The 13,487-nt window shown below is 70.1% G+C and carries 12 protein-coding genes and 1 pseudogene; 10 read left to right on the top strand and 3 right to left on the bottom strand.

What is annotated here, in order from left to right:
- Nucleotides 1–114: 114 nt before the first annotated feature.
- Nucleotides 115–1,230: an allantoicase gene (gene alc / locus RV986_RS11060; protein ID WP_475917219.1), complete on the top strand. Its 1,116-nt coding sequence runs from the start codon at nucleotides 115–117 to the stop codon at nucleotides 1,228–1,230.
- A 33-nt stretch (nucleotides 1,231–1,263) separates the two neighbouring features.
- Here alc and RV986_RS11055 read toward each other — a convergent pair whose 3' ends face one another.
- Nucleotides 1,264–2,289, bottom strand: coding sequence for a magnesium transporter CorA family protein (locus RV986_RS11055; protein WP_475917218.1), 1,026 nt, complete (start codon nucleotides 2,287–2,289; stop codon nucleotides 1,264–1,266).
- A 179-nt stretch (nucleotides 2,290–2,468) separates the two neighbouring features.
- Here RV986_RS11055 and RV986_RS11050 point away from each other — a divergent pair, with 179 nt between their 5' ends.
- The 5 genes and pseudogenes from RV986_RS11050 to RV986_RS11030 all read left to right on the top strand — a co-directional run bounded on the left by RV986_RS11050 (nucleotide 2,469) and on the right by RV986_RS11030 (nucleotide 7,048).
- Complete coding sequence (locus tag RV986_RS11050) at nucleotides 2,469–3,296, top strand: AIM24 family protein (protein WP_475917217.1); 828 nt, start codon at nucleotides 2,469–2,471, stop codon at nucleotides 3,294–3,296.
- Nucleotides 3,297–3,410: 114 nt separating this feature from the next.
- A pseudogene (locus RV986_RS11045) lies at nucleotides 3,411–4,018 on the top strand (dihydrofolate reductase family protein).
- A gap of 137 nt (nucleotides 4,019–4,155) precedes the next feature.
- Nucleotides 4,156–5,061 (top strand): DMT family transporter, encoded by a 906-nt coding sequence (locus RV986_RS11040; protein WP_475917216.1) that lies wholly within the window; start codon nucleotides 4,156–4,158, stop codon nucleotides 5,059–5,061.
- Nucleotides 5,062–5,147: 86 nt separating this feature from the next.
- Nucleotides 5,148–5,540: a guanyl-specific ribonuclease gene (locus RV986_RS11035; protein ID WP_475917215.1), complete on the top strand. Its 393-nt coding sequence runs from the start codon at nucleotides 5,148–5,150 to the stop codon at nucleotides 5,538–5,540.
- Between the two features lie 245 nt (nucleotides 5,541–5,785).
- Complete coding sequence (locus tag RV986_RS11030) at nucleotides 5,786–7,048, top strand: sensor histidine kinase (protein WP_475917214.1); 1,263 nt, start codon at nucleotides 5,786–5,788, stop codon at nucleotides 7,046–7,048.
- 260 nt (nucleotides 7,049–7,308) lie between these two features.
- Here the strand turns inward: RV986_RS11030 and RV986_RS11025 are convergent, their stop codons facing one another.
- Nucleotides 7,309–8,337: an aldo/keto reductase gene (locus tag RV986_RS11025; protein WP_475917213.1), complete on the bottom strand. Its 1,029-nt coding sequence runs from the start codon at nucleotides 8,335–8,337 to the stop codon at nucleotides 7,309–7,311.
- Between the two features lie 98 nt (nucleotides 8,338–8,435).
- Here RV986_RS11025 and RV986_RS11020 point away from each other — a divergent pair, with 98 nt between their 5' ends.
- Complete coding sequence (locus tag RV986_RS11020) at nucleotides 8,436–9,104, top strand: response regulator transcription factor (protein WP_475917212.1); 669 nt, start codon at nucleotides 8,436–8,438, stop codon at nucleotides 9,102–9,104.
- 42 nt (nucleotides 9,105–9,146) lie between these two features.
- Complete coding sequence (locus RV986_RS11015; RefSeq protein ID WP_475917211.1) at nucleotides 9,147–10,319, top strand: cytochrome P450 family protein; 1,173 nt, start codon at nucleotides 9,147–9,149, stop codon at nucleotides 10,317–10,319.
- Nucleotides 10,320–10,380: 61 nt separating this feature from the next.
- Here RV986_RS11015 and RV986_RS11010 read toward each other — a convergent pair whose 3' ends face one another.
- A complete protein-coding gene (locus tag RV986_RS11010) occupies nucleotides 10,381–11,391 on the bottom strand; it encodes a Gfo/Idh/MocA family protein (protein ID WP_475917210.1) in 1,011 nt (336 codons plus the stop codon).
- A 128-nt stretch (nucleotides 11,392–11,519) separates the two neighbouring features.
- Between RV986_RS11010 and RV986_RS11005 the strand changes: the two genes are divergently transcribed.
- Nucleotides 11,520–12,257, top strand: a complete 738-nt coding sequence (locus tag RV986_RS11005; protein WP_475924247.1) for a GntR family transcriptional regulator — start codon at nucleotides 11,520–11,522, stop codon at nucleotides 12,255–12,257.
- Between the two features lie 159 nt (nucleotides 12,258–12,416).
- Nucleotides 12,417–13,409, top strand: a complete 993-nt coding sequence (locus tag RV986_RS11000) for a sugar ABC transporter substrate-binding protein (RefSeq protein WP_475917209.1) — start codon at nucleotides 12,417–12,419, stop codon at nucleotides 13,407–13,409.
- The last annotated feature ends 78 nt before the right edge of the window (nucleotides 13,410–13,487 follow it).

Here is a 13,487-nt window from a genome sequence, read left to right as displayed (position 1 = left end):
GCCATCCGTAACCGCCCCGCCACCCGTACCCGCCCCGCCATCCGTACCCGCCAACCACCCGTAACAGCTGAGCCACCCGCGGCGGCCGACTCCAGAAAGGCAGAACCGATCACAGTGACGGCGATTCCCCGCTTCACCGGCGACGCGAACCCCTACGCGGGCGGCGACCCGTACGCGGACTACCGCACCGCCGACTTCCCCTTCACCCGGTACGCCGACCTCGCCGACCGGCGGCTCGGCGCCGGGGTCGTCGCCGCCAACGACGAGTTCTTCGCCGAGCGCGAGAACCTCCTCGTGCCCGGACGGGCCGAGTTCGACCCCGAGCACTTCGGGCACAAGGGCAAGATCATGGACGGCTGGGAGACACGGCGGCGCCGCGGCGCCTCGGCCGAGCACCCGTGGCCGACCGCCGAGGACCACGACTGGGCACTGGTACGCCTCGGCGCACCCGGCGTCGTACGCGGGGTCGTGGTCGACACGGCCCACTTCCGCGGCAACTACCCCCAGGCCGTGTCGGTCGAGGGCGCCGCGGTCCCCGGCTCCCCGTCGCCGGAGGCGCTGCTGGCGGACGAGGTGAAGTGGACGACGCTCGTGCCGCGCACACCGGTCGGCGGCCACGCCGCCAACGGCTTCACCGTCTCCGTCGAACAGCGCTTCACCCACCTGCGGGTCAACCAGCACCCCGACGGCGGCATCGCGCGCCTGCGGGCGTACGGCGAGGTGGTCGCGGACCCGAAGTGGCTGGAGGCCCTCGGTACCTTCGACGTGGTCGCCCTGGAGCACGGCGGCCGGGTCGAGGACGCGTCGGACCTCTTCTACTCGCCCGCCACGAACACCATCCAGCCGGGCCGCTCCCGCAAGATGGACGACGGCTGGGAGACGCGTCGCCGCCGCGACCAGGGCAACGACTGGATCCGCTATCACCTGGTCACCCAGTGCGAGATCCGCGCGATCGAGGTCGACACCGCGTACCTGAAGGGCAACAGCGCCGGTTGGGCGTCGGTGGCGGTACGGAACGGCGACGACGCCGAGTGGACCGAGATCCTCCCCCGCACACGACTCCAGCCCGACACCGACCACCGCTTCGTCCTCGCCGCGCCCGCCGTCGCGACGCACGCGCGCGTGGACATCTTCCCGGACGGAGGCATCTCCCGGCTGCGCCTGTTCGGCTCACCGACGCGGGAGGGGGCGGCGAGCCTGACGGCCAGGCATCAGGAGCTCGGCGGCTGAGCCGCGCTGCCGCCCGGGGCCGCGGCGGGAAAATCAGGCCTCGTCGTCGGCGGTGTCGCGGGGACGGCTGTCGCGCAGCTGCCGCCAGTGCGTGCGATACAGCACGTAGTACAGGGCGACGGCCACGGCACCCGCCTGCAGGCCCAGGCCCAGCCCCAGGAAGGAGTCCTTGCTCATGAGGCCGTTGGTCAGGTAGGCGAAGTTCATGCCGAAGAACCCGGTCAGGAACGACAGCGGCAGGAAGATCATCGAGACGATGGTGAGTCTGTTGATCACGACGTTCTGCTGATCGGCGACGAGAGACGCGTAGTTGTTCGCGGCTCGCAGGGCCGCTTCCCGCAGCGCCTCGATCTCCACGAGCACCAGCTGCACGGTGTGCTCGTGCAGGCGGTTCATCGCCTGTCGCTTCTCCGAGAGGGCGTGATCCGCCATCCGGCGACGCACGAGGATCTCCTGCGCGACCGCGGAGTAGGGCAGGAACGCGCGATGCAGGTGGGCCGCGCGCCGCCGCAGCTGGGCCAGCCGGTGGACCTGCTGCGGCTGCCGCTGGTCGAACATCGCCTCCTCCAGGTCCTCGACCTCCAGATGGGCCTGCGTGATGGCCCGGCGAAAGGACTCCAGGACGCCCTGCAGAAAGAGGAACAGCGTCGTCACGGCGTCAGGGGGCAGGTCCTGCGGCAACCGGTCGATGAAGTCCTCGATCAGCTCCACGGGCCCATGGTGCACCGTGACCAAGTGCCGATCGTCGGCAAGGACATGGATGTGCGTGACGTGGTTGCCGCAGACCACCGGCACGACGCCAATGGCCGTGCCTGCGTGGTACTCGCCCCTGACGTGCTCCTCCGCTCTGCCGAGCCACTCGAAGGCCGCGCCGTCCAGTCCGAGCCGACGGGAGAGCGGCTCGTCGTCGAGCGGGGCTGGGGCTTCCTCTCCCTGGCCGATTTCTCCTTGGTCGATGTCCACGATCACGAAACCGGAGCCCGCGAGACGCTCTCGGGCCTGCGCCAGCCCTGTGCGAGCGACGACGCCCTCCGGCATCGACACCACCGATACGATCATCGCCCCTCACCGTGGCTGACGTGCTGCGGGCAGGAAGATCAGCTTGCACGCACCGCAATGCCCGTAAATGTCCATAAATCTCCATCGGTACGTTACCGCCGAAGGCCCCGCGAGCAGCCGACCCGCGCCACTTCGGCCCGTCCTGGAACTCTGCCCTCCACCTCCCGCGTTCTCCCGGCGTGACTCTTCAGCAAGAAATCGTCGGCAACGCCATGCAGATGGCGGTCGTCAGCCTGCGCCCCGGCCAGACCGTGTACTGCGAGGCGGGGAAGTTCCTGTTCAAGACGACGAACGTGACCATGGAGACCCGGCTCTCCGGCCCGACGGGGGGCGGCGGACAGCAGCAGGGCGGCGGCACCGGTGGCGGGTCCGGCGGCATGGGCGGCATGCTGCGGCAGGCCATGGGGACGGCCATGCAGGTCGGCCAGCGCGCCCTCGCCGGCGAGTCGCTGGCGTTCCAGTACTTCACGTCGACCGGCGGCGAGGGCACCGTCGGCTTCGCGGGCGTCCTGCCCGGTGAGATGCGCGCGCTGGAACTGGACGGCACGCGCGCGTGGTTCGCGGAGAAGGACGCGTTCGTCGCCGCCGAGTCGACCGTCGACTTCGGCATCGCCTTCCAGGGCGGACGCACCGGACGCAGCGGCGGCGAGGGCTTCGTCCTGGAGAAGTTCACGGGCCGGGGCACCGTCATCATCGCCGGCGCCGGCAATTTCATCGACCTCGACCCCGCCGATTTCGGCGGCCGCATCGAGGTGGACACCGGCTGTGTCGTCGCCTTCGAGGAGGGCATCCAGTACGGAGTCCAGCGAGTCGGAGGCCTCAACCGGCAGGGCCTGATGAACGCCGTCTTCGGCGGTGAGGGGGTGTCCCTGGCCACCCTTGAGGGCAGCGGGCGCGTGATCCTGCAGTCCCTCACCATCGAGAGCCTCGCCAACGCCCTCAAGAAGGCCCAGGGCGGCGACAAGCAGGGCCCGACGGGCGGACTGTTCTCCACGAACGCGGGATGACCCGGTTCTGCACGAGCGCGGGACGCCCGGTCCCCGGGAGACCGATGAGTTGTGGGCGCCGGTGGGGTCTGCCCTGACGACAGCAGACTCCACCGAAGGAAGAAGGCACCCGTCATGGGCAAGCTCACGCTCACCGCTTCGTCACCCTCGACGGCGTCCACCAGGCCCCGGGCGGTCCCGAGGAGGACCCCAGCGGCGGTTTCGAGCAGGGCGGCTGGAGTGTCCCGTACGGGGACGAGGACTTCGGACGGTTCATGACCGACGTCTTCTCCCGCGTCGACGCCTTCCTGCTCGGCAGGCGCACGTACGAGATCTTCGCCGGCTACTGGCCGAAGATCACCGACCCCGCCGACCCCATCGCGGCCAAGCTCAACTCCCTGCCCAAGTACGTCGCCTCGCAGAGCCTCACCCAGGCCGACTGGAAGGGGACGACCGTCATCGGCGGCGACCTCGGCAAGGAGGTCACCGCGCTCAAGGAACGCACCGAACGCGAGCTCCAGGTCCACGGCAGCGGCGCCCTCGCCCAGTCGCTGCTCGCGCTCGACCTGGTCGACACCCTGCACCTGCTGACCTTCCCGGTCCTGCTCGGCGCCGGCCGCCGGCTCTTCGCCGAGGGAGCTGTCCCCACCGCGTTCCGGCACGTCGGGGGCGCCACCACCGCCTCGGGCGTGACCATCCACACGTACGAGCGAGAAGGCCGCCCGACGTACGGCAGCTACTAGGCCCTGTCGCCCGGCCACCCGCCGAACAAAACCGTGTAGCTCTCACGCACCCGCGCCGGTACGGTGATCGTCCCCTGTGAGAGCCGTCGCCGTCTCCACGCCTGACCGCACCCGCACGCCCGCTGGAGACCGCCCCCATGTCATCGATCGCCGTACCCGGCGCGCTCGCGCCCCGCCGTGCCTGGCTCACCGATCTGCCCGTGCTGCTCGTCGCGGTGGTGTGGGGAGCCAGCTATCTCGCGGCCAAGGACATCACCACCACGCGGACGGTGATCGCCGTCCTGGTGCTGCGCTTCGGGATCGTGCTGCCGGCGCTGGTGGCCGTGGGGTGGCGTTCGCTGCGTGCCCTGAGTCCCGCGCAGTGGCGCGGGGCCGCGGTGCTGGGGCTGATCCTGAGCGGGATCTTCCTCCTGGAGACGTACGGCGTCGTGCACACCTCGGCGACCAACGCGGGCCTCATCATCAGCCTCACCATGATCTTCACCCCGCTCGCCGAGGCGGCCGTCACCCGGGTCCGGCCCTCGCGCGACTTCCTCGCCGCGGCCGGGGTCTGTGTGCTCGGCGTCGTGCTGCTCACCCAGGGCGGCGGCTTCACCAGCCCCTCGCCCGGCGATCTGCTGATGCTGCTCGCGGCCCTCGCCCGTACCGTGCATGTGCTCGCCATGTCCCGCATCACGTCGGTCCGGGGCGCGGACGCGCTGTCGCTGACCACGGTCCAGCTGGGCGCCGCGGTCGCCGTGTTCGCGGTGCTCTCGACCGGCGCGGACGCCACGCTGTGGGGTACGGCGGCGGACTTCGGGGCGCGGGAGTGGGGAGGGCTGCTGTTCCTCGCCGCGTTCTGCACGCTCTTCGCGTTCTTCGTGCAGATGTGGGCCGTGCGCCGGACCTCGCCGTCCAGGGTCAGCCTGCTGCTCGGCACCGAACCACTGTGGGCCGCTGCCGCGGGAATCGCCCTCGGCGGGGAACGGCTCGGCGCGACAGGGCTGGTGGGGGGCGCTCTCGTGCTCGCGGGGACCGTGTGGGGGCGCCGGGCGGCAAGTTAACTCCCGGAAAATTCATCGGACTTGGCGGGAGAAATCATCTGCCTTGACATTGACATGCCATGGTCTACGCGCGTCATTCTATAGTCATGAGATTCCCCCCACGAACCACTCGTATCGGCGCCCTGGTCGCCCTCATGTCCGCCCTGCTCATCGGCGGCACCGCCGTGGTCCCCGCGAACGCGGCGGCCACCGCCGTGGGCAGCATCTGCTACGGCAGCCTGCCGTCGCAGGCGTACGACACGCTGGACCTGATCGCGTCCGGCGGTCCCTTCCCGTACTCGCAGGACGGGGCCGTCTTCCAGAACCGGGAGGGTGTGCTGCCCTCCCAGTCCACCGGGTACTACCACGAGTACACCGTCATCACGCCCGGAGCCTCGACGCGTGGCGCCAAGCGCATCGTGACCGGGAAGAAGACGCGTGAGGACTACTACACCTCGGACCACTACGTCACGTTCAAGCTGATCAACTTCAGCTGCTGATCCGATGGTGAACCGTACGACTGCTTCAGCTGTTTCAGCCGTTCCAACCGCTTGAACCGCTTGAACCGCTTTGCAGTAAGGCCTCGTCCCGCGGCTTCCCCCCATCTTTACGGGCCGCGGGGCGAGGTGTGTCCGGCCCGTGCCGTGGGTCCTCGCTGTGGAGCCGGGACGAAAGTCTGAAACGTCGCTACTTTCGTCGGTGATACCGGGCGCGGGGCGGTGGCGGCGGCCGCGGGTGCGTAGATTTGTCGACCGTGAGTAGTGACCATCCGGTGCCGGCGGCACCGGTTCTGCCCGGGCAGCGCTGGCTGTTGCCGTCGGCCGTGATCGCGGAGCTCGACCCCGAGCGGACGGAACGGGGTGGGCGGCCGCGGCGTACCGTGCGTGACTGGGTGGTCGACGTCGGATGCTTTCTGCTGGCCGTCGTCATCGGGGTGCTGGCCGCGGACACGGTGACCCGAGACGCCCACATCCCGCACGACCTCGCCGTCGTGGACCAGTTGCTCGGCGCGCTCGCCTGCGCCGCGGTCTGGCTGCGGCGCCGCTGGCCGCTGGGGCTGGCCGTGGCGATGATCCCCGTCGGCGTGCTCTCCAACACCGCGGGCGGCGCGGGCATGGTGGCCCTCTTCACGCTCGCCGTGCACCGGCCCTTCAAGTACGTGGGCTGGATCGCCGGCCTTCAGGTCGCGTTGCTGCCGGTCTTCTTCTGGCTGCGCCCCGATCCCGATCTGCCGTACATCGCCTCCGTCTCCCTCACCGGCCTGGTGACCGCGGCGGTCGTCGGCTGGGGCATGTTCGTACGGTCCAAGCGGCAGCTCATGCTCAGTCTGCGGGACCGGGCGCGGCGGGCCGAGACGGAGGCCGAGCTGCGGGCCGAGCAGGCGCAGCGGCTGGCGCGCGAGGCCATCGCGCGCGAGATGCACGATGTGCTCGCGCACCGGCTGACGCTGTTGAGTGTGCACGCGGGGGCGCTGGAGTTCCGGCCGGACGCGCCCCGTGAGGAGGTCGCGCGGGCCGCCGGGGTGATCCGGGAGAGCGCGCACGAGGCGTTGCAGGATCTGCGGGAGATCATCGGGGTGCTGCGGGCGGGCGACTCCGACGACGCGGGGCGGCCGCAGCCGACGCTCGCCGCGCTCGACGCGCTGGTCTGCGAGTCGCGCGAGGCGGGTATGAAGGTGGTCCTCGACCGGCGTGTCACCGATCCCGGCGCGGTGCCGGCCTCCGTGGGCCGGACCGCGTACCGCATAGCCCAGGAGGGGCTGACGAACGCCCGCAAGCACGCGCCGGGTGCCGAGGTCGCGGTCCGCGTGTCGGGCGGCCCGGGGGACGGTCTCACGGTGTCCGTGCGCAATCCGGCGCCACCGGGGGAGGTGCCGCATGTGCCCGGGTCCGGGCAGGGGTTGATCGGCCTGACCGAGCGGGCGGCTCTCGCGGGTGGGCGGCTGGAGCATGAGGGTGACGGGGGCGGGGGCTTTGAGGTGCGGGCGTGGCTGCCGTGGGGTGCGTGAGCGAGTGGGTGGGTCGGGGCCGTGCCGGTGCGTCGAGCCCGTCGCCGCCGGATCAGACGTGAGGTGGTAGAAGGAGCCGCTGCCAGATCCGGACGTACGCGACGGGCTTTCGACGCACCGGCACGGCCCCTTCCGTGCGTCCTCGGCTGCCGGTCGACAGTCGTTGCCGGGGAGCAGTCCGCGCGTACTTGGCTGTCGGTTGACAGTCGTTGCCGGGGAGTGGTCCGTGCGTACTCGGCTGTCGGTCGTGGGGGGTGTGTTCAGGGGGTACGCGGGATTACTCTCCGGCCCGCTGTTCCGTACACCCAGGTCGCTGTCTCTTCGATGAACTCTGTGGGGAAGCCGGTGCGGAAGGCGGTGGACTCCTCCAGCCTGGTCAGTAGGTGGCCGGGCAGGGTGAGTTCGGCCGCTCCGAGGTTCTCGCTGAGCTGGGTGACATGGCGGGCGCCCAGGATGGGGTGGACGGTGGGGAAGTGGGCCATGGTCCAGGCGATGGCGACCTGGGCGGGGGTCGCGCCGAGTTCGTCGGCCGCCGACTGGACGGTTTCGGCCACGGTTCGTTCGAGTTCCCCGATCGCCTCGGGGGAGAGGCGGGTCGCCGTGCCCGGTGTCACACCGCCCGGGCGTGTGTACTTGCCGGACAGGATGCCGTTCTGGAGTGGGCTCCAGGCGGCGACCGACATGCCGAACTCCTCCGCCATGGGGAGGAGTTCGCGCTCGGCATCGCGGCTGAGCAGGCTGTAGGGCACCTGGAGCGCGGCGAACGGGGACCAGCCCCGCCACTCGGCCAGGGTGTTGGCCCGCGACACCACCCAGGCGGGGGCGTCCGAGATGCCCACGTACAGGACCTTCCCGGACCGTACGGCGTCGTCGAGGGCGCGCATGGTCTCCTCGACGGGAGTGTTGCGGTCCCAGATGTGCACCCAGTAGACGTCGATGTAGTCGGTTCCGAGGCGCCGCAGACTCGTCTCCAGGGAGAGGGCCAGGTTCTTGCGGTGGTTCCCGGCGGCGTTCGGGTCGGTGCCGTCGCGGGAGACGGTGTACTTGGTGGAGAGGACGAAACGGTCGCGTCGGCCCTTGAGCAAGTCCCCCACGATCTCCTCGCTGGCTCCGCCGCGGTAGTTGACGGCGGTGTCCACCACGTTGCCGCCCGCCTCCGCGTACGCGTCGAGGATCCGTGCGCACTCCTCCCTGGGGGCTCCCACGCCGCCCTGCTCCCCGAACGTCATGGCACCGAGGAACAGCTCCGAGACGCGAAGGCCGGTCCTGCCCAAGAGCCGATAACGCACTGAACTCCTCCGAGAGCCGACTGCTGTGGCAACCGACCGTAGTCGTCGGCCGCGACGCAGGGGCGGTAATGAGTCGGCGCGCACCTACGGTAGGCACCATGAATGCGATCCGACTGCTCCTCGTCGACGACGACCCGCTGGTACGGGCCGGCCTGTCGTTCATGATGGGCGGAGCCGACGACATCGAGATCGTCGGTGAGGCCGCCGACGGCGGCGAGGTCGAGGCGCTCGTGGACCGCACCCGCCCGGACGTCGTCCTGATGGACATCCGGATGGCGGTGGTCGACGGGCTCACGGCCACCGAGCGGCTGCGCGGGCGCAAGGACGCTCCGCAGGTCGTGGTCCTCACCACGTTCCACGCCGACGACCAGGTGCTGCGGGCGCTGCGCGCGGGCGCCGCGGGGTTCGTGCTCAAGGACACTCCGCCGGTGGAGATCGTCGACGCGGTACGGCGGGTCGCGGCAGGTGATCCCGTGCTCTCGCCCGCCGTCGTCCGGCAGTTGATGGAGCACGCGGCCGGCGGGGCGCCGGGTGGCCGGCGTACGGCCGCCCGGGACCGGATCGGCGCGCTCAACGACCGCGAACGCGAGGTCGCCGTGGCCGTCGGCCGGGGTGCCTCCAACGCCGAGATCGCTGCCGATTTGTACATGAGCGTCGCCACCGTGAAGACACATGTCTCTCGTATCCTCGCCAAGCTCGATCTCAACAACCGTGTACAGATCGCCCTGTTGACGTACGACGCGGGACTTCTGGAAGAGGGGCACTGAGGGGGGCGCCCGTGCGTTGGAGGGGCGACGGGAAGGGGAAGCATGATCGATCTGGGTGACTACGGACCGGGGTTCACGAGTGACCCGTATCCGGTGTACGCGGAGCTGCGCGAGCGCGGTCCCGTCCACTGGGTGCGGATGCCGCCGCCCGACTCGTACGAGTGCTGGCTCGTCGTGGGGTACGAGGAGGCGCGCGCCGCGCTCGCCGACCCGCGGCTGTCCAAGGACAACAGCAAGAGAGGGGTCAGCCTGCTCGAAGCGGAGCTGATGGGCCGGTATGTGCTGATCTCCGATCCACCGGAGCACACCCGGCTGCGTTCCCTCGTCACGGGCGCGTTCACCATGCGGCGGGTGGAGGCGCTGCGCCCGCGGATCCAGCAGATCACCGACGAGTTACTGGAGGGGATGCTGCCGAAGGGACGCGCCGATCTCGTCGACTCCTTCGCCTATCCGCTGCCGATCACGGTCATCTGCGAGCTGCTGGGCGTCCCGGACATCGACCGGGCGGCCTTCCGTGCGATGTCGAACGAGATCGTGACACCCACGGACGGGGATTCGGAGCATATCGCGGTCCAGCAACTGGCCGCCTATCTGGATGAGTTGATCGAGGACAAGCGGTGTACGGCGCCCGCCGGCGATCTGCTCAGCGACCTGATCCGCACCCGGGCCGAGGACGGCGACCGGCTCTCCGGCGACGAGTTGCGGGGGATGGCGTTCATCCTGCTGGTCGCGGGGCACGAGACGACGGTCAACCTGATCACGAACGGTGTGCACACCCTGCTCACCCATCCCGACCAGCTCGCCGCCCTGCGGGCCGACATGACCCTCCTGGACGGCGCGGTGGAGGAGCTGCTGCGCTTCGAGGGACCGGTCGAGACGGCGACGTACCGCTATGCGGCGGAGCTGATGGAGATCGGTGGCAGCGTCATCGGGGTGGGTGACGCGGTGATCATCGGACTCGACGCCGCCAACCGTGACGCGGCGCACTGCCCGCATCCGGACCGCTTCGACATCCGCCGTGACCCGCCGGGTCATCTCGCCTTCGGTCACGGCATCCACTACTGCCTGGGCGCGCCCCTGGCCCGTCTCGAAGCCCGCGTAGCGCTGCGCTCGCTGCTGGAGAGATGTCCGGATCTCGCTCTCGACGGACCGCCCGGCGACTGGCTGTCGGGCATGCTGATGCGCGGCCTGCGCACCCTCCCCGTGCGCTGGTGAGGACCCGGTCCGGCGGTGCGGCTCCTCGGGTGAGGGGCCGCACCGCGGGGCTGCTTCGGGGTCAGTCGCCCGCGCCGGGGATCTCCGCCAGGTGGACCGGGCGTCGCTCCAGCCGCGACAGTTCGCAGGCCTCGGCGATGCGCAGCGCATGCAGGGCCTCGTGGCCGTCGCAGGGGTTCGCGCGTTCGCCGCGGACCACGTCCACGAAGGCGGCGAGCTCGGCCTCGTAGGCGGGGCCGAAGCGCTCCAGGAAGCCCGTCCACGGCTTGTCGGCGGGCGGCGGCCCGGCCGGTTCGGTGGAGCCGATCGGCGTACGGTCGTCGAGGCCGACGCCGATCTGGTCCAGCTCGCCGGCCAGCTCCATGCGGACGTCGTAGCCCGCGCCGTTCATCCGGGTCGACGTCGCCGTGGCCAGCGTGCCGTCGTCCAGGGTGAGGACGGCCGCGGCCGTGTCGATGTCGTGTGCCTCGCGGAACATCGCCGGTCCGGCGTCGGAGCCCATCGCGTACACCTCGACGACCTCGTGGCCGGTGACCCAGCGCAGCATGTCGAAGTCGTGCACGAGGCAGTCGCGGTAGAGGCCGCCGGAGAGCGGGAGGTACGCGGCCGGCGGCGGCGACTGGTCGGACGTCATGGCCCGCACGGTGTGCAGCCGTCCCAGTCGTCCCGAGCGCACCGCCTCGCGCGCCGCCGTGTAACCGGCGTCGAAGCGGCGCTGGAAGCCCAGCTGCAGGACCGTTCCGGCGGCGTCGACCTCGGCGAGCGCGGTCAGTGTGCCCGGCAGATCCAGGGCGATGGGCTTCTCGCAGAACACCGGGAGCCCCAGCCGCGCCGCCCGCCCGATGAGTTCGGCGTGGGCCGAGGTGGCCGCCGTGATGACGACGGCGTCCACACCCCAGGTGAAGATCTCGTCCACGCTGGGCGCCGCCGTGGCGCCCAGGCGGTCCGCGAGCTCATGAGCCCGGGCGGAGTCCGCGTCCGTGACGATCAGGGAGCCGACCTCGCGGTGGCGTTGGAGAGCGGTCGCGTGGAATGTGCCGATACGGCCCGTTCCGATGAGTCCGATGCGCATGGGAACAAACTGAGGGCCCACCAGGTGCCGTGTCAATGGTTTGTCCGGACAATCGAACTTCACAACTTCCCGTCAACATCTCCCGGAGCTACGCTCGGCGCGTGCCGAAACCAGATGTGGATCCGACCGTGTCGCTCCAGCTCAGCGTCGACCGCAGCAGTCCGGTCCCGCTGTACTTCCAGCTGTCCCAGCAGCTGGAGGCCGCGATCGAGCACGGGAATCTGACCCCGGGCAGTCTCCTCGGCAACGAGATCGAGCTCGCCGGGCGGCTCGGTCTGTCCCGGCCCACGGTCCGCCAGGCCATCCAGTCCCTCGTCGACAAGGGCCTGCTGGTACGGCGTCGTGGTGTCGGCACCCAGGTCGTGCACAGCCAGGTCAAGCGCCCCCTGGAGCTGAGCAGCCTCTACGACGACCTGGAGGCGGCCGGGCAGCGCCCCGCGACCCGGGTGCTCGTCAACGCCGTCGTGGCGGCGTCCGCCGAGGTCGCGGCCGCTCTGGGGGTGGCCGAGGGCAGCGACGTGCACCGCGTGGAGCGGCTGCGGCTCGCCCACGGGGAGCCGATGGCGTACCTGTGCAACTACCTGCCCCCAGGGCTGCTGGAGCTGGACAGCGCCCAGATGGAGGCCACCGGCCTGTACCGGCTGATGCGGGCCGCGGGCATCACGCTGCACAGCGCACGCCAGTCCGTGGGTGCCCGCGCGGCCACCAGGGAGGAGGGCGAGCGGCTCGGCGAGCCCGCCGGGGCTCCGCTGCTCACGATGCAGCGCACCACGTTCGACGACACCGGACGCGCAGTAGAGTTTGGGACTCATACGTATCGTGCGTCGCGCTACTCCTTCGAGTTCCAGCTCCTCGTGCGTCCGTGAACCTGCAGGTCAGGCCATGATCGGGCGCGGGATCGGCGTGGCCGAGGCTGAATCTCAATCGTAAGAATGTTCTGACAAAGCCATTGACTGGTGTGCGGACCCGGAGCTAGAACTCCCCTCAGCCGCAAAGGGGCGGCGGGAGAGAGGGTGGTCCCACCAATGCGTACAGCCCGAACAGCAGCAGCGCTGATAGCTGTGATCGCGCTTGCGGCCGGGTGCAGCAGCTCCGGCGGCAAGGACTCCGAGAACAAGGCGAGTGACAGCGGGAGCGGCGGCAAGGCCGCCAGTACACCCCGCCTGAAGATAGCCATGGTGACTCACTCCGGCGAGGGTGACACTTTCTGGGACATCGTGCAGAGCGGTGCCAAGCAGGCGGCCGGCAAGGACAATGTCGACTTCCTGTATTCGAACGACAAGGAAGCGAACGGGCAGGCCCAGCTCGTCCAGGCCGCGATCGACAAGAAGGTCGACGGCATCGTCGTCACCCTGGCCAAGCCCGAGGCCATGAAGGACGTCCTTGCCAAGGCCGAGCAGGCGGGCATTCCGGTGGTCACGATCAACTCCGGAGCGGAGTTCTCCAAGCAGTACGGGGCGCTCGCGCACTTCGGCCAGGACGAGTCGGTGGCCGGTGAGGCCATCGGTGAGGAACTCGACAAGCGCGGTCTGAAGAAGGCCGTCTGTGTCATCCACGAACAGGGCAACGTCTCGCTGGAGCAGCGCTGCGCGGGCGTGAAGAAGACCTTCAGCGGTTCGGTCGAGAACCTCAATGTCGACGGCACCAACGCCCCCGCCACCCAGTCCTCCATCGAGGCGAAGCTCCAGGCGACCAAGGGCATCGACGCCGTCGTCACCCTGGGCGCCCCGATCGCCGCCCTCGCGGTGAAGGCCAAGACGGGCGCGGGCAGCAAGGCCGAGATCGACACCTTCGACCTGAACGCCGAGGTGGTCAAGAGCCTCAAGGCCAAGGAGGTCGGCTTCGCCGTGGACCAGCAGCCCTACCTGCAGGGCTACGAGGCCATCGACATGCTGTGGCTCTACAAGACCAACGGCGACGTGCTCGGCGGCGGCAAGACGGTCCTGACCGGCCCGGCCATCGTCACCGAGAAGGACGTTCCGCAACTGGAGAAGTACACCGCGCGCGGGACCCGCTGATGGGGTGCACGATCCCAGTGTTCGATACTTGGGCGTTTGGGGCCGGCGAGATGCCGGCCCCCGGGGCCTACGGAACGG

It is taken from the genome of Streptomyces sp. RLA012, assembly GCF_056270325.1.
The sequence above is the reverse complement of the archived record's forward strand: the minus strand, read 5'-3'. Positions and strand labels throughout refer to the sequence as shown.